The 18,652-nt window shown below is 69.8% G+C and carries 16 protein-coding genes and 1 tRNA gene; 5 read left to right on the top strand and 12 right to left on the bottom strand.

From position 1 onward, the window contains the following. Positions 1 to 74: transfer RNA gene (locus H5399_RS04630), tRNA-Leu, on the bottom strand. A gap of 688 nt (positions 75 to 762) precedes the next feature. On the opposite strand from H5399_RS04630, the gene H5399_RS04625 reads away from it, so the two are divergent. The 4 genes from H5399_RS04625 (at position 763) to H5399_RS04610 (ending at position 4,129) form a co-directional block, all read left to right on the top strand. Then, positions 763 to 1,254, top strand: coding sequence for a hypothetical protein (locus H5399_RS04625; RefSeq protein ID WP_182781810.1), 492 nt, complete (start codon positions 763 to 765; stop codon positions 1,252 to 1,254). A gap of 442 nt (positions 1,255 to 1,696) precedes the next feature. Further along, entirely contained in the window at positions 1,697 to 2,038 is a 342-nt protein-coding gene (locus H5399_RS04620) for an HNH endonuclease (protein WP_182781809.1), read from the top strand. Between the two features lie 62 nt (positions 2,039 to 2,100). Continuing rightward, positions 2,101 to 2,619, top strand: a complete 519-nt coding sequence (locus H5399_RS04615; protein WP_182781808.1) for an NfeD family protein — start codon at positions 2,101 to 2,103, stop codon at positions 2,617 to 2,619. A gap of 16 nt (positions 2,620 to 2,635) precedes the next feature. Continuing rightward, entirely contained in the window at positions 2,636 to 4,129 is a 1,494-nt protein-coding gene (locus H5399_RS04610) for a flotillin family protein (protein ID WP_182781807.1), read from the top strand. On the opposite strand, the gene H5399_RS04605 is transcribed toward H5399_RS04610, so the two are convergent. The 11 genes from H5399_RS04605 to H5399_RS04555 all read right to left on the bottom strand — a co-directional run bounded on the left by H5399_RS04605 (position 4,126) and on the right by H5399_RS04555 (position 15,615). Then, complete coding sequence (locus H5399_RS04605) at positions 4,126 to 5,043, bottom strand: exopolyphosphatase (protein WP_182781806.1); 918 nt, start codon at positions 5,041 to 5,043, stop codon at positions 4,126 to 4,128. The two genes, H5399_RS04610 and H5399_RS04605, sit on opposite strands and share 4 nt — an antisense overlap. After that, positions 5,040 to 5,534: a DUF501 domain-containing protein gene (locus tag H5399_RS04600; RefSeq protein WP_182781805.1), complete on the bottom strand. Its 495-nt coding sequence runs from the start codon at positions 5,532 to 5,534 to the stop codon at positions 5,040 to 5,042. The genes H5399_RS04605 and H5399_RS04600 overlap by 4 nt, the downstream gene beginning before the upstream one ends. Before the next feature lie 12 nt (positions 5,535 to 5,546). After that, positions 5,547 to 6,077 carry a septum formation initiator family protein gene (locus tag H5399_RS04595; RefSeq protein WP_182781804.1) on the bottom strand — a complete coding sequence of 177 codons (531 nt, stop codon included), beginning with the start codon at positions 6,075 to 6,077 and terminating at the stop codon, positions 5,547 to 5,549. A gap of 120 nt (positions 6,078 to 6,197) precedes the next feature. After that, the gene (eno, locus tag H5399_RS04590) at positions 6,198 to 7,478 is read right to left on the bottom strand and encodes a phosphopyruvate hydratase (protein WP_182781803.1); all 1,281 of its coding nucleotides are present in this window, start codon (positions 7,476 to 7,478) and stop codon (positions 6,198 to 6,200) included. Between the two features lie 76 nt (positions 7,479 to 7,554). Further along, the gene (locus tag H5399_RS04585; protein WP_182781802.1) at positions 7,555 to 8,163 is read right to left on the bottom strand and encodes a MazG family protein; all 609 of its coding nucleotides are present in this window, start codon (positions 8,161 to 8,163) and stop codon (positions 7,555 to 7,557) included. A 17-nt stretch (positions 8,164 to 8,180) separates the two neighbouring features. Next, the gene (locus tag H5399_RS04580) at positions 8,181 to 8,684 is read right to left on the bottom strand and encodes a hypothetical protein (RefSeq protein ID WP_182781801.1); all 504 of its coding nucleotides are present in this window, start codon (positions 8,682 to 8,684) and stop codon (positions 8,181 to 8,183) included. Positions 8,685 to 8,775: 91 nt separating this feature from the next. After that, positions 8,776 to 12,261 carry a transcription-repair coupling factor gene (gene mfd, locus H5399_RS04575; protein WP_182781800.1) on the bottom strand — a complete coding sequence of 1,162 codons (3,486 nt, stop codon included), beginning with the start codon at positions 12,259 to 12,261 and terminating at the stop codon, positions 8,776 to 8,778. Between the two features lie 22 nt (positions 12,262 to 12,283). After that, a complete protein-coding gene (gene pth, locus H5399_RS04570) occupies positions 12,284 to 12,868 on the bottom strand; it encodes an aminoacyl-tRNA hydrolase (RefSeq protein ID WP_182781799.1) in 585 nt (194 codons plus the stop codon). Then, the gene (locus H5399_RS04565) at positions 12,865 to 13,467 is read right to left on the bottom strand and encodes a 50S ribosomal protein L25/general stress protein Ctc (protein ID WP_182781798.1); all 603 of its coding nucleotides are present in this window, start codon (positions 13,465 to 13,467) and stop codon (positions 12,865 to 12,867) included. Before H5399_RS04565 ends, pth begins: the two co-directional genes overlap by 4 nt. Before the next feature lie 141 nt (positions 13,468 to 13,608). Continuing rightward, a complete protein-coding gene (locus tag H5399_RS04560; protein WP_182781797.1) occupies positions 13,609 to 14,502 on the bottom strand; it encodes a GTP-binding protein LepA in 894 nt (297 codons plus the stop codon). Between the two features lie 81 nt (positions 14,503 to 14,583). Further along, on the bottom strand, positions 14,584 to 15,615 hold the full coding sequence (locus tag H5399_RS04555; protein ID WP_182781796.1) for a LacI family DNA-binding transcriptional regulator: 1,032 nt from the start codon (positions 15,613 to 15,615) through the stop codon (positions 14,584 to 14,586). 147 nt (positions 15,616 to 15,762) lie between these two features. Here H5399_RS04555 and H5399_RS04550 point away from each other — a divergent pair, with 147 nt between their 5' ends. Continuing rightward, positions 15,763 to 18,537 carry a glycoside hydrolase family 78 protein gene (locus H5399_RS04550; RefSeq protein ID WP_182781795.1) on the top strand — a complete coding sequence of 925 codons (2,775 nt, stop codon included), beginning with the start codon at positions 15,763 to 15,765 and terminating at the stop codon, positions 18,535 to 18,537. The last annotated feature ends 115 nt before the right edge of the window (positions 18,538 to 18,652 follow it).

Raw genomic sequence — 18,652 nt, 5'->3', positions numbered from 1 at the left:
TGCCCTCGACGGGATTCGAACCCGCACTGAAGCGGGTTTAAGCCGCCTGCCTCTGCCAGTTGGGCCACGAGGGCGCGACGGCGAGTTTATCCCGCGGAAGCACTCCCACTGCTGCGCCACCCGCCTGACCGCCTCCTCGGGGCGGTCCGGCGGCACGTGCATATCCGGACAAGCTGAGGAGGGCCGCCCGCGGAGCGGCGTGGCCGGTCTCCATCGCTCCCTGAGGAGGGCCGTCCGCGGAGCGGCGTGGCCCGTCTCGAAGGGTTGTGACTACCACCTTGACGCAGTTCATGTGGTCGGGTGCGGTGAGCCGTGAGGCGATGCCCGGGCGGCCGTTGTCCAGGGTCTCAATGTACCGGCCAGCCGGGTCGGTGGTCGGGTGGTGAGGCCGCCCGGGCCTCGCCTCCCGACTCCCCGCACTCGTCCTCCTGTGGCGTTGCCAGGTCCCAGGTGCGTGCCGGCAGGGCGGCGTTGGGGACGGGTCTGCTCGAGCGGGATGCCGGTCGGGTGATCGTCGGGTTGGGCACCGCTGCGCAGTGCCGCCCTGCCGTCCCCCACCCTCTCGGCAACCATCAGACCTCTGTTCGCTGAAAGGCCGCGAAGCGGCCTCGAAGCCTCAGAAACGCAAGCTGACAAGCCAACTCACCCACCACGTCGAGCCCCGCCACCCGCGCCGCACCCCCAGAAATCTCTTCAAAGAATTTTCGCCAGGCACCCTCCTGGGAGCCAAGAATGTCAGAGGTCGGACATAGCGTGGAACCCATGAAGGACAAGGCACACGAGATCGCGGAGCAGTTGCGCTCCGCCGACGAACTGCGCCGCTTCGCCGAAGCCCAGACCCTGACCCTGCTGTGTGACCTCGCGGAGCACTACGAGGTGGACTACGACCAGGTCGTTGAGGTCCTCGCCGAGCGCAGGGTGGTGGTCGGGGGTATCGGGACCCCGGCGGTCTCCGAGTTCATCGGCCTGGAACTTGCCGGGTTGCTGCGCTGCCCACCGATCGTGGCTGCCTCGAAGCTGGCTGATGCTTTGAGCTTGAAGCATCGTCACCCCCGGCTGTATGCGGCCACGCAGGAAGGCCGGATCGAGGCGGCCAGGGCCTGCAAGGCCGCCGACCTGTGCCGCGAGCTACCCGCCGAGGGGGCCGACGCCGTCACCTCAGGCAACTGGAGAGGGGACGGCCCTCGCCCGCGTCGCGAAGCAACCGCAGGACGTCTCCAAGGATCGAGAACCCGCGGCCAAACGCAAGGGTGAGGGACGGCAGGGCGGCACCGCGCCGCGGTGCCCAACCCGACGATCACCCCGCTCAAGCAGACCCAACCCCAACGCCGCCCTTCCGGCCCGCACCCGGACAAGACCACGCCACAGGCACGACGAGTGCGGGGAGACGGGAGACGCGGCCCGGTCGGCCTCAACCCCCCCCCCCGGGTGTCCCCCCACCCCCCCCCCCGCCCCCCCGCACCCGACCACCAGATCCCGTGAAGGTGGTAGTCACGACCCTTCGAGACGGGCCACGCCGCTCCGCGGGCGGCCCTCCTCAGGGACCGGGAAAGGACCGGCCACAGAAAAGCTGGAGCTCGCCGTCCACATCCACACCGACGCCCTCGGCCAGCTCACCGGCACCGCCCGCATCGACCGCGCCGGACACATCACCACCACCCTCCTCGCCGAACTCCTCCCCGGGTTGGATGTCACGGTGCAACCCGTGATCAACCTGCCCGCAATCCCCGCCGAAGACCACTACGCCCCATCGGCCGGGTTGAAAAGGGCCCTCCTGCTGAGCATGGACCACGAAATGTTCCCCTACTCCACGCGCCGAGCCAACGGCCTGGACCTCGACCACACCCAACCCTTCACACCCGGCCGCCGAAGGCAGACCCGAAGCGGGAACCTCGCCCCACTCAGCCGCAGGGTCCACCGCGTGAAAACCGCCCGCACCTGGCGCGCCGACCAACCCAGACCAAGCCAGCTCCACTGGTCCAGCCCCCTCGGCTACCGCTACGAAGTCACCCCCACCGGCACCCGCATGCTCGCCTAGCCGGAGGGCTGCATCGGGCTGCCGCTAGGCTGGGGGTGTCCACCCATCGGAGGGAGCTGCCGTTGACTACGTTCTTGATCATCGGCGCTGTGGGCATCGCGCTTGTGCTGGTGACCCTGATCCTCGGTGATGTGCTCGACGGAGCGCTCGGCCTCGACGCCTTGGACAGCGATCTGTTCTCCATCTCCAGCATCGCCGCGTTCGTCGGCGCCTTCGGGTTCGGCGGCGCACTCTCGCTGGCCCTGGTGCCCAACACGCTGCTGGCCGTCGTCGTGGGAGCCGGCATCGGCTCCACCGCCGCCTGGGGTGCGGTCTGGCTCACGCGAGCCCTGCGCTCCGGTGAGGACACCGCGACCTTCCGGTCGGACTCGATGATCGGCGCCACGGCGCGCGTCATCACCCCCATCCCCGAGGGGGGCTTCGGTGAGGTCCACCTCACGGCGAGCGGACACGTCCGCAAGTTCAGCGCCCGCTCCGAGCACCCCGTCGACGCCGGCACCGACGTGTGGATCTCGGGCATCGTGTCCCCCACCGCCGTCGAGGTCACGCCCACGGCCCCCACCCCAGAACTGGAACCCTGACCGAAAGGCCCGTCCCATGCCACCAGTGTTGACCGCCATCGCGGGGCTCATCGCCCTGCTCCTCCTCGTGGGGCTGCTCATCGCGAGCCGCTACAAGGTGGCCAAACCCAACGAGGCCTTCATCATCACCGGCCGCAAGGGCAAGGAGGTGCGCAACCCCGAGACCGGCCTGGTCTCCACGGACCTCAGTGGCCAGAAGGTGGTGATGGGCGGCGGCGTCTTCGTCGTCCCGTTCATCCAACGCCTCCACGTGCTGGACCTGTCGTCGCGACGGATCATGGTGACCATCCGCAACGCCGTGTCCGGGCAGGGGATCAAGCTCAACGTCGACGGTGTGGCCATCGTCAAGGTGGGCGGCAATGAGGACTCCATCCGCGCCTCAGCCCAGCGCTTCCTCTCCCAGCAGGACGAGATCGAGACGTTCACCCAGGAGACGCTCGCGGGCTCGCTGCGCTCCATCGTCGGCTCGCTGACCGTGGAGCAGATCATCCGCGACCGTGCGGCCTTCGCGCAGCGCGTCACGGACGAGTCCGAGTCCTCGCTGACCGGCCAGGGGCTGGTGCTGGACACCTTCCAGATCCAGGACATCACCGACGACGGCACCTACCTGTCGGACCTGGGGCGCCCCGAGTCCGCGAAGCTGGGACGGATGGCCGCGGTCGCGGAGGCGGAGGCCCGGCGCGAGGCCGAGCAGGCGCAGATCGCCGCCGAGCAGGAGATCGCCATCGCCAACCGTGCGCTGGTGCTCAAGCAGGCCGAGATCCAGGCCGAGACCGACGCGGCACGCGCCCAGGCAGCCGCAGCCGGCCCGCTCGCCCAGGCGGACCGGGACCAGTCCATCCTGATGGAACAGGAGAAGGTGGCCGTGGCCCAGGCCGCACTGAAGGAGCGCCAACTCGACACCGAGGTCCGCCGCCCTGCGGACGCCGAGCGGTACCGGATCGAGACCGCCGCGGAGGCTCAGCGCAACGCCGCGATCTTCGAGGCCGACGCCCGCAAGGCGGCCTCCATCGCCAACGCGGAGGCCGAGGCGGAGAAGGCACGGCTCAGCGGCGTGGGCGAGAAGTCCCGTCGCTCGGCGCTGGCCGAGGCCGAGGCCATCGAGGGCGCCCGACGCGGCGAGGCCGAGAAGGCCCGGCGCGTCGCCGAGGCGGACGCCGTGCGCGCCGAGGGCGAGGCGCAGGCCGCTGCGGTGCTCGCCGTCGGCCAGGCCGAGGCCGAGGCCATGGACAAGCGGGCCGAAGCGTTCGCGCACTACAACGACGCGGCGGTCCTTCAAATGCTGATCGAGGTGCTGCCTGAGATCGCGGAGAGGGTCGCGGCCCCGATGGCCAACATCGAGACCCTCACCGTGGTCTCCACCGAGGGTGCCTCCGCGCTGCCCAAGGCGGTGGCCAGCAACATGCTGCAGACCCTGCAACTGGTGAAGGACACCACGGGCTACGACCTCACCACCGTGCTGGAGGGCTTCACGCAGAAGGAGCAGAGCGCCCAGCCAGTGGAGGGCTAGCCGCCGAGCAGGCCCAGCGCGATGCCGTCGAGGATGTCGGTCTCGCTGACCAGCACCGCTCCCCCGGGCACCCGGCGCGAGATCTCGTCGAGGATCAGGCCACCGGCGCCGAGCACGGCCGCCCGGAGGGGGTGCATGCACGGCTCGGCCGCGGTCTCGGCCGCGGTCTGGGCCAGCCACCGCTCCACGGTGCGCTCGATGTCCGCGCGGCTGAGCAGCGTCTCGTGCACCGCCTGCCGGGAGTACTGCTGAAGCCCCAGGACGGATGCGGCCACGCTGGTGACGGTCCCCGCGACACCGAGCGCGGAGGCCAAGGAGTCGAAGTCCACCCCCGCACCGTCGAGGAGGCTCCCCACGTGGCGGCGGGCCGCGGCCACCTCGTCGGGCGTGGCGGGGTCCGAGGGCATGAGCCGCTCGTTGACCCTCACGGCGCCGACGTCGAGGCTGACCGCCGAGGCGACGCTCGGCCCGTCGTGCACGACGATCAGCTCCGTGGAGCCGCCTCCGATGTCGAAGACGAGCGCCGGGGTGGCGGCCTCGACGCCGCTGAGGACGCCCGTGGTGGACAGTAGTGCCTCCTCGTCGCCGGAGATGACATCCACCTCCACGCCAAGTCTGTCGCGGACATTGCGCTCGAACTCCGCCCGGTTGCTGACGTCGCGCGCGGCCGAGGTGGCCACGAAGCGCACTGCGCCCACCTGGTGGAGCTCGATGATGCCCGCGTATTCCTCGAAGATCACGTTCGCCCGCGCCAGCGCGTCCGGGTGGAACTCGCCTGTGGCGTCGACCCCCTGCCCGAGGCGCGCCAACCGCACCTCGCGCGCCAGCTCGACGACAGTGCCGTCGGCCTCCTCCCGGAGGATGAGTAAACGGATGGAGTTGGTGCCGCAGTCGATGGCAGCGACGGTGGTCATGCGTCCTCCTGGAGGCAGGGGGTGGTCCAGAACTCGCCCAGCAGCGCGAGCGCCTCGTCGCCGAGGGGATTGACGCCCGGTCCGGCGGCGAGGGCGTGCCCGACCAGCACGTGCAGGCACTTGACGCGGGTGGGCATCCCCCCGGCCGAGATGCCCTCGATTTCCTCGACGTGCCCCAGCTCAGCGCGGTCTGCGAGGTAGGCCTCGTGGGCGCTCCGGTAGCGGGCCGCCAGGTCATCGTCCTCGGCGAGGCGCTGCGTCATCTCCGCCATCAGGCCGGAGGCCTCGAGGGTTGAGCATCCGGCGACGGCGCGCTGGCAGGTGAGGTAGTAGGTGGTGGGGAACGGCGTCCCGGTGGGCAGCCGCGGGTGGGTCTTGACCACGCCGGGCTTTCCGCACGGGCAGCGCCACGCCACCCCAGCGACCCCGCGTGGCTCGCGTCCGAGCTGTGCTTCGACCGCGGCGAGGTCCGCCTCTGTGGGCTCGATCATCGGCAGGGACTCCTAGCTTTCGGGCTCTGGGCTGGGCGCGACGGTCCGGTCCGGGTCAGCCGCGGGCGCGCTCTCCTCGACGGGCTGGTCCGCGAGCGCCACCGAGCCCCACATCCGCTCCCACCACAATCCGGTGCCCGCCGGGTCTGGGGCCTCGATGCTGGCACCGTCGAGCGGCTGCCCGTCCGCGCCGATCACCCGGTACCCCACCTCGCCGGGCATCACCCAACCGAGCCGCACCCGCGCGACGGCGCGCACGTACTCGGGGTCGTTCCAGCGGTTGAGCTTGTCCTCCAGGTCCGCGATCTGCTCCTGCTTGAGGGCGATGTCCGCCCGGACGGCGGCGATCTCCTGGGACTGCGCGAAGTACACCCGCAGCGAGTGGGCCAGCACCAGCCCCACCCCGGCAACGACGACGAGGAGGATGGCGAGCCGCCAGGTGGCCGACAGAGCCCGCTGCGCGCGCGGCAGCGGACCCGGCTTCGGATCGAGGGCGGCCTTGGCCTCGGTGTCGGGCAGCGGCTCCACGCGCGGGCGCTGCACACGCTCCCCCGGACGCGCAGTGGTCCGGGCCCGCGGGGTTCCGCGACCCGGACCACTGGTGGTCGGTTTGTTCCGAGGAGTCTGAGGCACTGATCCAGTGTGCCGGATCAGGCCCTCAACTCAGCCCTTGAAACGCGGGAAGGCCGAACGACCGGCGTAGACGGCCGCCTCGTCCAGGTCGTCCTCGATGCGCAGCAGCTGGTTGTACTTGGCCACGCGGTCCGTCCGGGCCGGGGCGCCGGACTTGATCTGGCCGCAACCCAGGGCGACGGCGAGGTCCGCGATGGTGACGTCCTCGGTCTCGCCGGAGCGGTGCGACATCATGGTGCGGTAGCCGTTGCGGTGGGCGAGGTCGACTGCGTCGATGGTCTCGGTGAGCGATCCGATCTGGTTCACCTTCACCAGCAGCGCGTTGGCGGTGGCGGTGTCGATGCCCCGCTGGATGCGGGTGACGTTGGTGACGAAGAGGTCGTCACCGACGATCTGGACCTTGTCGCCGAGGCGATCGGTCATGGCCTTCCAGCCGTCCCAGTCCTCCTCGTTGAGCGGATCCTCGATGGAGACCAGCGGGTAGGCGTCGACGAGTTCGGCGTAGTAGTCCACCATTTCGTCGGCCGTCTTGGTGGCGCCCTCGAAGGTGTAGCCACCGTCCTCGAAGAACTCGGAGGCGGCCACGTCCAGGGCGAGAGCCACGTCGACGCCGGGCTCGTAGCCGGCCTTCTTGATGGCCTCGAGGATCAGGTCGAGAGCTGCACGGTTGGACTCGAGGTTGGGGGCGAACCCGCCCTCGTCGCCGAGGCCGGTGTTGAGGCCCTTCTCCTTCAGGACGGACTTCAGCGCGTGGTAGACGCCGGCGCCCATCTCGACGGCCTGAGCGAAGCTCTCGGCGCCGATGGGGGCGATCATGAACTCCTGGATGTCCACGTTGGAATCGGCGTGCGACCCACCGTTGAGGATGTTCATCATGGGGACGGGAAGGATGTGGGCGTTGGGTCCACCGACATACTTGTACAGCGGCAGGCCTGCCTCTTCGGCCGCGGCGTGCGCGACGGCCAGGGACACGCCGAGGATGGCGTTGGCGCCGAGCTTGGCCTTGTTGTCCGTGCCGTCGAGCTCCAGCATGGCCATGTCCACCAGCCGCTGCTCGGAGGCGTCGATGCCGAGGATCTCCTCGCCGATCACCTCGGTGACGTTCTGGACGGCGGTGAGGACGCCCTTGCCGCCGAAGCGACCCTTGTCGCCGTCGCGGAGCTCAACGGCCTCAAAGGCGCCTGTGGAGGCACCCGACGGGACGGCGGCGCGGCCGCTCGCTCCCGAATCAAGCTCGACCTCGACCTCGATGGTCGGGTTGCCTCGGGAATCGAGGATTTCGCGGGCCTGGATGAATTCGATGGATGCCATGTGCTCCCTTTCAAGAGTGGTTCTCTTTCGTGGCCCAGCCTAGCTTCCACAGGGTGGGAAGCAGTGGCGGGACGGTTTAACTTTCCGCGCTCCGGACGCGGTTCTCGAGCTCGCGCAGCGCCTCCCTGGCAGCCGCATCGGCGTCGATCCCGTGCGCCTGCGCCCGGGCCACGAAATCCAGGATCCCGCGGCCCACGCTCTGCGCGTCCAACGGCTCGTCCGGCAACTCGACGGGGACCCCATGGGAGCGGCTGCGTGAGATCACCTTGTGAGCGCGGCCGAGCACACTGAGCGATTCGGCGATGCCCTCCAGCGCGGAGGATCGCCCCTTCTCAGCGCGCTTGCGCTCCTCCCAGCTCTGCCACATGTTCTGGGGCACGTCCTCGTCGGCGAACACGTGCGGATGCCTGCGGATCAGCTTGTCCGCGATGCCGGCGGCCACGTCATCGAGGGTGAAGCGACCCTCGTCCTCGGCGATGCGCGCATGGAAGTAGACCTGAAGGAGGAGGTCACCCAGTTCTTCCTGGAGCTCGACGTCGTTTCCGGTCTCGACGGCGTCCACCACCTCGCAGGCCTCCTCGATGAGGTGGTTGAGGAGCGATCGGTGCGTCTGCTCGGCGTCCCAGGGGCATTTGAGCCGCAGCTCGGCCATCACCTGGCGGAGCCGCTCGAGCTCAGAGGTCATGTGGTGCGAGGCTCCGGTCAGGAGGGGACCGACATCGAGCCGGTGCCGGTGACGCCCTCGCCCGCCGGGTCCCACTGGCCGTAGCGCGGGTTGAGGTCCACGTCCACGTCTTCGAACATCTGCTGGAGTACTGCGATGTCCGCGTCCTCGCCCAGCTTGGCGACCAGGATCTGCAGCTTCGAGCCCGCCGCCGCGATCCTCGCGCACTCCGGGTCGTTCAGCGCGGGGCTCTCGCCGGCGGTCTCGCGCAGCACGGCGAGCGCCTCTTCGTCGGTGACGGTCTGATCGAGATCTGCCGCGATCTCCACCGCGACGGCGCCCAGGATCTCAGACATCACCAGCGTGCGGCGATCAACCTGATCCGGGCCGATGCCGACGGACTCACAACTGGCGACGACGCCGTCCACCTGGGCCTCGGAGATGCGCGTGTCCCCCACCTGAACGGCCGTGCTCGGCATGGGGCTGCAGCCGGCGAACAGGGCCGCGGCGGCGACCAGCGGGACAACGCGCTTCAGCAACATGTGTGACCTTTCACCGAACCTTCGACCGTGCCCCAGGGCACCGCGGTCAGCCTAGCGCATCGCCCTCGGTGAGCCTGAGGCCGCCGTCGGCTCAGCCGAACAGCTGGCCCAGCAGCGTGGTGGCCCACGTCAGGTGGTCGCCCTCCGGTTTCGGGACCAGCAGCTGATCCTGGGCCGGCTTGAGCGAGGCGCCCGGATAGAGGCGCTGCAGCCTGATCTGCCGTGATTCGGGCAGGTGGACCGGTGAGAACCGCACCACCTTGCCTTGGGGCACGATCTCCTGGATGCCGTGCGCCCGGGCCAGCATTCGAAGGCGTGCCACGCCGAGCAAGGCCTCGACGGGGGCCGGCGGCTGGCCGTAGCGATCCGTCATCTCGGCGCGCACCGCCTCCAGGTTGGCCTCCGTGCGGATCTCGGCGATCTCCTTGTACATCTCCAGCCGCAACCGCTCCGAGGAGATGTAGTCCTCCGGGAGGTGCGCGTCGATGGGCAGCTCCACGCGCATCTGGGGCTCGGTCTCGGTGTCGTCGCCGCGATAGCTGGCCACGGCCTCGCCCACCATGCGCAGGTACATGTCGAAGCCGACGCCCTCGATGTGCCCGGACTGGTCCTCGCCGAGCAGGTTACCTGCGCCGCGCAGCTCGAGGTCACGCATGGCGATGGCCATCCCGGAGCCGAGGTCCGTGTTGGCGGCCATCGTGGCGAGGCGCTCATGGGAGGCCTCGGTGAGCGGCTTGTCCTGCGGGTAGAGGAAGTAGGCGTAGCCACGCTCCCGGGAGCGGCCCACACGCCCGCGAAGCTGGTGCAGCTGGGACAGGCCCAGGGTGTCAGCGCGGTCGATGATGAGGGTGTTGGCGCTCTGGATGTTGAGGCCCGCTTCGATGATGGTGGTGGAGACGAGCACATCAGCCCGGCGCTCCCAGAAGTCCAGCATCACCTGTTCGAGGCGGCTCTCGCTCATCTGTCCGTGGGCGGTGACCACCCGCGCCTCGGGGATCAGCTCGCGGAGGTGGGCGGCCGTCTTCTCGATGGTGCCCACCCGGTTATGCACGAAGAACACCTGGCCCTCGCGCGCCAGCTCGCGGCGGATGGCGGCCTTCACCTGCGCGTCGTCGTGCGGCCCGGCGAAGGTCAGCACCGGGTGCCGCTCCTCGGGCGGGGTGGCGATGACGCTCATCTCCCGGATGCCCGTGATGGCGATCTCCAGGGTGCGCGGGATGGGGGTGGCGGACATCGACAGAACGTCCACGTTGACCCGCATCGCCTTGAGCCGCTCCTTGTGTTCGACGCCGAACCGCTGCTCCTCGTCGATGATCACCAGGCCGAGGTCCTTGAACTGGATCTCCTTGCTGAACAGCCGGTGGGTGCCGATCACCACGTCCACCCGGCCCGTGGCCAGGCCGTCGATCACCTTCTTGGACTCGGAGTCGCTCTGGAAACGGGAGAGCTGCGCAAGGTGCACCGGGAAGCCGGCGAAGCGCGAGGCGAAGGTCTGGTAGTGCTGCGTGACCAGGAGGGTGGTGGGCACCAGCACCGCCACCTGCTTGCCGTCCTGAACTGCCTTGAAGGCGGCACGGACGGCGATCTCCGTCTTGCCGTATCCCACGTCGCCGCAGATCAGCCGGTCCATGGGGATCAGCTTCTCCATGTCCGATTTCACCTCGGTGATGGCGGCGAGCTGATCCGGGGTCTCGACGAAGCTGAAGGCGTCCTCCAGCTCCCGCTGCCACACGTTGTCCGGCCCGAACGCATAGCCCTTGGTGGCCTGCCGGGCCGCGTACAGCTTGATCAGCTCGGCGGAGATCTCGCGGACGGCCGAGCGCGCCTTGGCCTTGCGCTTGGTCCAGTCCCCACCGCCCATCTTGTCCAGTGCGGGCGCCTCGGAGCCGACGTAGCGGCTGAGCTGGTCCAGCTGGTCCATCGGCACGTAGAGCCGGTCCCCGGGATGCCCGCGCTTGCTGGGCGCGTACTCGACGACGAGGTAGTCGCGGACCGCGCCCTGGACGGTGCGCTGCACGAGTTCGACGAACCGGCCCACGCCGTGCTGCTCGTGCACGACGGGATCCCCGGACTTCAGCTCCAGTGGAGCGATGGCGGCCTTGCGTCGGGCGGGGAGCTTGCGTTCCGTCCGGTCGGTGACCGTCTGGCCCGTCAGCTCGGCGGCGGTGATCACCTCGAGCTTCGCCTCGTCGGCGCGCCAGCCCTGACGCAGCGACGACGTCACCACCGCGACGCGGGCGGGCGTGGGCGGCCTCTCGAGGTCGTCGAGTGAGGCTGGGATCCCGGCCTCCTCCAGCACCTCGATCATGCGGGCCGCCAACCCGCGACCCTCGACGCAGAGGATCACGCCCCAGCCGTCGGCGAGCTTGGCCGAGATGTGGCGGGTGGCCACCTCGGTGTCTCCGTGGAAGGACTCCGTGGTGGTCACCTTGATGGTGCGGGAGTGCACCGAATCGGCGTCGAAGGCGTGCGGCTCGTCGTCGGCGGCGAACGGCGACAGTGACCACCAGCGGTGACCGATCGCCAACGCGTGCTGCCGCACGTCGGAGAGGCCCCAGTAGGCGGAGGCACCCAGGTCCACGGGAGATTTCCCGCCGCCGGCCGCAGCCGCCCAACTGGCCTCCAGGAACTCCTGGCTGGTCTGGACGAGCTCCGCGGCGCGCGCCCGGATCAGCTCGGGCGAGCTGGCGAGGATCAGCGAGCCCTTCGGCAGCACGTCGACGAGCAGCTCAAGCCCGTCCACCAGCACCGGAGTGAGCGCCTCCATGCCCTCGACGGCCTGGCCTTCGGCGATGCGGCCCAGCATGTCCCCGAGCTCGGGGTGCTCCGCGGCCAGCCGCTTGGCGCGGGCGCGCACCGCCGTCGTGAGGAGGAGCTCGCGGCAGGGCGGCGCGATCACCGACGATGTCGTCTCGCCCGTGGAGCGCTGGTCCGCGACGGTGAAGGACCGGATGTCGTCCACGTCGTCGCCGAAGAAGTCCACCCGGACCGGATGCTCGGCGGTGGGCGGGAAGATGTCGACGATGCCGCCGCGGACGGCGAACTCGCCGCGGCGCTCCACCAGATCCACGCGGCTGTAGGCCGCGCCCGCAAGGTCCGCCAGCAGGGTCGAGAGGGGGTACTCCTCCCCGACGACGATCCGCACGGGCGCCATGTCCGCCAGCCCCTTGACCTGGGGTTGGAGGATGGACCGGATGGGTGCGACGACGACCTGCGGCGGGGGCTGCTCGCCCTTACCCGCGAGGCGGCGGAGCACAGCGAGGCGGCGCCCGACGGTGTCAGCTCTGGGCGACAGCCGCTCGTGGGGCAGGGTCTCCCAGGCGGGGTAGTAGGCCACCGCATCCTCGCCGAGCAATCCGCCCAGCTCCGTGGTCACCTGCTCCGCCTCGCGGTAGGTGGAGGTGATCATCAGCACCGTCTGACCGGACCCCTCCGCGATGGCGGCGGTCAGCAGAGGGAAGAACGGCGTCACTGCCGTGACGTCGAGCGCGGTGACGCCCGAGCGGCGCGAGTCTGCGAGGGTGGCCGCAAGGGCGTGGTCGCGCTCGAGTGCCGTCAGTAATCCGGGGAACTTCACGCGATCATCCTTGCACCGGGTCTCAAGAGTTGAAGCGGTTCTGCGTGGCGACGAGGCCCTCGCGCACCAGCAACTCGACGGCGTCGGCCGCCACGGCCGCGTCCACCCGCAGGCCCTCGAGGTCTGCCGGCTTCATCTTCGCCAGCACCCAGGCTGCCGCGTCCTGCCTGCCCGGCGCCCGGCCGATGCCGACACGAACGCGGTAGAAGTCGCCGGTGCCGAGGTGGGCGCGGATGGATTTGAGCCCGTTGTGCCCGTTGTCCCCGCCGCCGAGCTTCACGCGCAGCCGTCCTGGATCCAGATCCAGCTCGTCGTGGACGGCGATCACGTGCGAGGGCTTGATCTTGTGGAACGCGGCGACGGCCTTGACCGCGGACCCGGAGTCGTTCATGTAGGTGGTGGGCCTGGCCAGCACCAGCTTGACGGGCGACGGCCCGGGGAGTGTCACCGTCGCCAGCTCGGCGCGCATCCGGGATTGGGAGGAAAACGAGGAACCGTAGCGGTCCGCGAGGTCCGCTACGGCCCAGAACCCGACGTTGTGCCGGGTGGCCTCGTAGGTCGGGCCCGGGTTGCCGAGCCCGACGACGAGGTAGGTGGAATCGGTCACTCGGCCGCGACGGCGCCCTCAGCGGCAGCAGCCTCGGGCTCGTCGCCGAGGTCCTGCACCGGCGCCTGGCCGACGCTGACCACCACGACGTCCAGCGGGACGGCCGCCTCGACGCCCTCGGGCAGCGGGATGTCCCCGACCGTCAGGTGCGAACCGGAGGAGAGGCCTTCGATCGACACGACGAACTCGGTGGGGATGCTGGCGGCCGGGGCCAGGACGCTCAGGTTGTTGAGCTCGTGGTTGACCAGGGTGCCGCGCTCGGCCTCGCCGGTGAACGTCAGCGGGACGTCGACTGTGACCTTCTCGCCCGCCTTGATGAGCACGAGGTCGATGTGGTCGATGGAGTGCAGGATGGCGTGGCGCTGGACCTGCTTGGGCAGCGCGAGGAACGGCGTCTTGTCGCCCTCCACGGTGATCTGAAGCAGCACGTTGGGCTGACGCAGCGCGAGGAAGGTCTCGCGAGCCGGCAGCGCCAGGTGCACGGGATCGGTGCCGTGACCGTAGAGGACGGCGGGGGTGGAGCCGGCGCGGCGGAGCCTGCGCGAGGCGCCCTTGCCGAACTCGGTGCGGGTGGTGGCGGTCAGGTTGACGTCTGCCATGGTGAATCTCCTCAAGCTGTGGATATCTGCGCGTGCGGGCGCCGAGCGAGGAATAGAGCTAGTCGATCACGGACCCTGGGGGTCCCTCGCCAGGCAGCCCGGCAAGCTTACCCCAGCCCCTCTGGGGCGTGCCAATCGGATCTACAGGACGACCTGGTTGGGGCGCGGGGCATCGAAGCTCTTGCTGCCGCGATACATCTCCACGGACTCGCGCAGCGCTTTGAGGAAGTAGGGCGGGAAGTCCATGCCCTTCTCGTTGGCCCACAACAGCTTTGCCTCGAGGCGCCCGATCTCGCGCGCGTAGATCTCGATCTCGGCGTCGATGCCGAGCTCGGCCATCACACCGCCGAACTCCTGCTGGTAGTACTTCACGTAGTCGACACCCACCATCGTGAACGATTTCGAGCGCAGCAGCCGCGCCACCTGCACCTGCCAGGGCTTGAGCTCCTCGTCCTGCACCATCTTCTCGGCGCTCATCCTGTAGAACGCGAAGTGCCCGGGCTCCTGCTGCTTGATGGGGTGGATGATCGTCTCGGCGATGGCCGTCTCCCCCATGCGGGTGAGCTCCTTGATCAGCGACGAGTAGGCCAGCACCGCCTGCCGCTCTGTCGACGCGCCGGTCAGGTAGTAGAGCATGCGCGAGATGTCGTGGATGGGCTCCCAGTGCGCGAGCGCGCCGAGCAGCTTCATCCGGAGCGGGATGCTCATGAAGGGCTCCTGCGGCTCCATCCCGAGGTCGCCTTGAAGCTGATCCAGGAGGTAGCCGTGGGCCATCTCCTGGTCGTACCAGACGTCCTGGTAGAAGATGCGGTCCACCTCGCTCACGTTCGGCAGGACGGTCAGCAGCTCCAGGACGTTGCGGTCCACCTCGAGCTCGACGCGGGCCAGGTAGTCGATGACGTGCGCGAACCGGGTGCGGACCAGCTCCGGGTTGCGCACGGTGCGGTCCGCGGAGGCCAGGCGGATAGGAGGGTGCTTGTCACCCAGCTGGAGCACGAAGGTCCGAAGAGATGCCTCTGTGATCTTCGCGGCCATGACAGCACTCCCCTCGTTCCGCCTCAAGCATGGACCATCTCCCCAAGTGGGATGAGGTCTCGTCCACCGTGTGAGCCGGCGTCAGCGGGCCAGCGCGGCCGTGGACGAACGCTCGATCAGCTCCGGTCGGATCACGTGACGGGTCGGCGGGCGAGTGGGGTCGGCCAACTCGTCGAGCAGGATCTGGGCCCCGACGGACCCCATCTCGTCGCCGTGCTGGGCGACGGTGGTGAGCGTCACGGGGCCACCCCAGGCGTTGATGTTGGCGTCGCAGCCCATCACCAGCACCTCACCGGGCACCGGCACGCCCCCGGCCGCCAGAACCTGGATGATGGCCATGCCGGTGAGGTCGGCCACGCACACGACACCGTCAGGGCGCAGCTGAGGATCCATGGCCAGCAGCTGACGCCCGGCGACGATGCCACCCGCGATCTGCAGATCGCTGGTCTTGATGTCGAGCAGGTCGACGGCCTGCGACTCCGCGACCGCCCGGGCGACGCCCCGCCGACGCTCGTCGGCCGGCTGGAGCGATTCGGGGACCCCGACGAAGGCGAGGCGGCGGCAGCCACGGCCGATCAGATGGCTGGCCGCGAGGTAGCCCACGTGCTCGTTGTCCACCAGGACCGTGGACCACGAGGCACCCGGTGTGTCGTGGTTGAGGACGACGACGCGTCGGCCGTGGGAGCCGAGCCGATCGATGTCATCGTCGGGGTCGAACTGGGGCGCCAACAGGATGCCTGCCACCCGCGTCTCGTCGAAGTAGTCCAGATGCTCGCGCTGCTGGCGCTGGTCGGTGTCGGAGTCGGTGATCACCAGTTGGTGGCCCCGCTCCCGAATGGTGGCCTGAGCGCCTCTGGCGATGTCCACGAAGAGGCTGTTGCTGAGGTCGAACACGTTGAGCCCGATGGTGTGCGAGGTAGCCCCGACGAGGGAGCGGGCATTGAGGTTGCGCACGAAGCCGAGGCGGGTGATCGCGGCCTGCACCCGCTCGACGGTCTCCGGTCGGCAACCCTGCGGCTTGTTGAGCACGTTGGACACCGTGCCGAGAGAGACGCCCGCCTCGCGGGCGACGTCGTTCATGCTGGGCAGGCGCCCCCCGGCGCGCGGATTCATAGGCAGCAATGTAGGCGCTCCGAAGATGAAACGCTCCATTCGCCGCGAAACGGAACCCAGAACAGGGCTTGACGAACTCCTCCCCTCGGGCCACCATAAGATGAAACGTTTCACGAGGAAGCGTCAGTCTCAACGTCGAGGAAGCAGATGACCACCACCACACGACTCCGAGTCGAGAACCGCCCCGTCTCCCCCACTGTCCTGGGCCTGGGCGATCCCTCCCCCCGCCTCTCCTGGCAGGTCACCGACGCCCCCGACGGCTGGGCGCAGGCCGGGTACGCCGTCGAGATCGAGCGGGACGGGGCCGCCACGGTTCACGAGACCGAGTCCGCCGAGCAGCTGTTCGTCGCCTGGCCGCAGGCGCCGCTCACCTCTCGCGAGCGTGTGGTCGTGCGCGTGCGGGCACAGGGCGCTGACGGCGAGTGGGCCGCCTGGAGCGAGCCGGTGGCCGTCGAGGCCGGGCTCCTCGAGACCACCGACTGGCAGGCCCGGTTCATCTCCCCCGCGACCCTCGGTGGCATCCTCACCCCGGCACCCCTGCTCACCACCGAGTGGGACCTCCCCAGCGAGATCGTCAGCGCACGCCTCCATGTGACGGCGCACGGCCTCTACGAGATGAGCCTCAACGGTGAGCGCGTCGGCGACGAGTACCTCGCGCCAGGCTGGACCACCTACAGCCACCGTCTGCGCTACCAGACCCACGACGTCACCGGCCTGCTGCGGGAGGGCGCCAATGATGTGAGCGCCCTCCTCGGCAACGGCTGGTTCCGCGGGCGGCTCACCTGGGGCAACCGTCGGGCCCTCTACGGCGACCGCCTGGCCCTCCTGGCCCAGCTCGAGGTGGTCACCGCCGACGGCACGCGCCACATCCTCGGCACCGACGACACCTGGCGAGCGCACACCTGGCGCGTCCTCGCCGACGACATCTACGACGGCTGCACCACCGACCTGCGGATCACCGAGCCCCAGGGCGACGACGCCGTCGAGATCGTCGACGCCGACCTCAGCCTGCTGGTGGCCCCCGACGGCCCGCCCGTGCGCGTCACCGAGGTGGTGGCAGCCCAGAAGACGTGGCGCTCCCCGTCCGGCGCCCTTCTCGTCGACTTCGGCCAGAACGTCGTCGGCTGGGTCCGCCTCACCGTCCGGGCGGAGTCCGGCCGCGAGGTGACCGTCACGCAGGCCGAGGTTCTCGAACACGACGAGCTCGGCATCCGCCCTCTCCGCACCGCCAAGGCCACCGACACCTACTACCTCGCCGGCACCGGCGACGAGGTGCTGGAGCCCACCTTCACGTTCCACGGCTTCCGCTACGCCCGCGTCGACGGCGTCGAGGAGGCCGAGATCGTCTCCGCCGAGGCCGTGGTCATCCACAGCGACATGGAGCGCACCGGCTGGTTCGACTCCTCCCACGAGCTCCTCAACCGGCTGCACGAGAACGTGGCGTGGGGCATGCGCGGCAACTTCGTCGACGTGCCCACGGACTGCCCGCAGCGCGACGAGCGCCTCGGTTGGACCGGCGACATTCAGGTGTTCACGCCCACCGCCGAGTTCCTCTACGACAGCACAGGCTTCCTGCGCTCCTGGCTGCGCGACCTCGAGGCCGACCAGTTCGACGACGGCGGCGTGCCCATCGTGGTGCCCAACGTCCTCGGCGCCATGGTGGCCACCGCGTGGGGCGACGCTGCGGCGATCGTGCCGACGGTGCTGCACGAGCGCACCGGCGACGAGGCCGTCCTGGCCCGCCAGCTGCCGAGCATGCGCCGCTGGGTGGAGTTCCTGGACAACGCCGCCGGCGAGGACGGCGTCTGGTCCGGGGGCTTCCAGTTCGGCGACTGGCTGGACCCGACGGCGCCGCCGGAGGAGCCTGCCCGCGCCAAGGCGGATCCGGACGTCGTCGCCACCGCGCACGTCTACCGCAGCGCCGACTTCACGGCCCGAGCCGCGGCCATCGTGGGCGACGCCGACATCGAGGCCTACGCCCGTTCCGTGGCAGACCGGGCCCTGGCCGGCTTCCGGCGCGAGTTCGTCACCCCAGGCGGGCGGATCCTCAGCGACGCGCAGACCGTGTACGCGATGGCGCTGGTGTTCGACCTCCTGGAGAACGACGCGCAGCGCGAAGCTGCCGCCTCGCGACTGGCCGACCTGGTGCGGATCTCAGGATTCCGGATCTCGACGGGCTTCGTCGGCACCCCCCTGGTCACGGACGCTCTGGCCGACAACGGCCACGTGGAGACCGCCTACCGGCTACTGCTGCAGACCGGCTGCCCCTCGTGGCTCTACCCGGTGACCATGGGCGCCACCACCATCTGGGAGCGTTGGGACTCGATGCTGCCCGACGGCACCATCAACCCCGGCGAGATGACCTCCTTCAACCATTACGCGCTCGGCGCGGTGGCCGACTGGCTGCACCGCACGGTCGCAGGCCTCGCGCCCCTGGAGCCGGGATACCGGCGGATCAGGATCGCGCCCAAACCGGGCGGTGGACTGACCCACGCGAGCACACGTCACCTGTCGCCGTTCGGCGAGATCTCAGTGGGGTGGCGCCGCGACGGCGACGACGTGGTGGTCTCCGCCACGATTCCCCCTGGCGTGACCGCCGAGGTGGATCTCCCGGACCTGACCGGGGTGGCGACCTCCGGCACGCACGAGTGGCGCGTGACGCTGCCCGAGCCGGTCTACGGCCCGCCCGCCACCGTGCGCGCCCTCATGGACGATCCCGCCCGCTGGGAGCGCTTCGTGGAGGGCACCATCGCGGCGCCGCTGCGGGGCATGGTGCACTTCACCGACGAGGGCTCCGTGGCCGACAGGATGGCCGCCCACCTCGACGACCCGGTCGAGGTCCTGGTGGACGCCTTCACCCTCGGCGGCAGCGACGGCGGCCGCGACGAGATCCTGGCCGTGGTGCGCGAAAGCCTCACCTGACGAAACCTCAGTTGGCTACGGTCGACGCCTCACGGCGTCGGCCGTGACCAAACTGAGACCTACAAACGCTTGACAGGCCCAGGGCCGACATTTTAACCTTTCAACATGCAGATGA

The organism is Tessaracoccus sp. MC1627 (assembly GCF_014164725.1).
Classification (GTDB): Bacteria; Actinomycetota; Actinomycetes; order Propionibacteriales; family Propionibacteriaceae; genus Arachnia.
Note: the sequence above shows the minus strand (reverse complement) of the source record. Positions and strands in the feature narration are given on the sequence as shown.

Excerpts from the sequence above, each read along its gene's own strand:
- H5399_RS04625 (WP_182781810.1), top strand. The coding sequence starts at position 763 with ATGAAGGACAAGGCACACGAGATCGCGGAGCAGTTGCGCTCCGCCGAC.
- H5399_RS04610 (WP_182781807.1), top strand. The coding sequence starts at position 2,636 with ATGCCACCAGTGTTGACCGCCATCGCGGGGCTCATCGCCCTGCTCCTC.
- H5399_RS04605 (WP_182781806.1), bottom strand. The coding sequence starts at position 5,043 with ATGACCACCGTCGCTGCCATCGACTGCGGCACCAACTCCATCCGTTTA.
- H5399_RS04600 (WP_182781805.1), bottom strand. The coding sequence starts at position 5,534 with ATGATCGAGCCCACAGAGGCGGACCTCGCCGCGGTCGAAGCACAGCTC.
- eno (WP_182781803.1), bottom strand. The coding sequence starts at position 7,478 with ATGGCATCCATCGAATTCATCCAGGCCCGCGAAATCCTCGATTCCCGA.
- H5399_RS04585 (WP_182781802.1), bottom strand. The coding sequence starts at position 8,163 with ATGACCTCTGAGCTCGAGCGGCTCCGCCAGGTGATGGCCGAGCTGCGG.
- H5399_RS04580 (WP_182781801.1), bottom strand. The coding sequence starts at position 8,684 with ATGTTGCTGAAGCGCGTTGTCCCGCTGGTCGCCGCCGCGGCCCTGTTC.
- H5399_RS04565 (WP_182781798.1), bottom strand. The coding sequence starts at position 13,467 with ATGGCAGACGTCAACCTGACCGCCACCACCCGCACCGAGTTCGGCAAG.
- H5399_RS04560 (WP_182781797.1), bottom strand. The coding sequence starts at position 14,502 with ATGGCCGCGAAGATCACAGAGGCATCTCTTCGGACCTTCGTGCTCCAG.
- H5399_RS04555 (WP_182781796.1), bottom strand. The coding sequence starts at position 15,615 with ATGAATCCGCGCGCCGGGGGGCGCCTGCCCAGCATGAACGACGTCGCC.
- H5399_RS04550 (WP_182781795.1), top strand. The coding sequence starts at position 15,763 with ATGACCACCACCACACGACTCCGAGTCGAGAACCGCCCCGTCTCCCCC.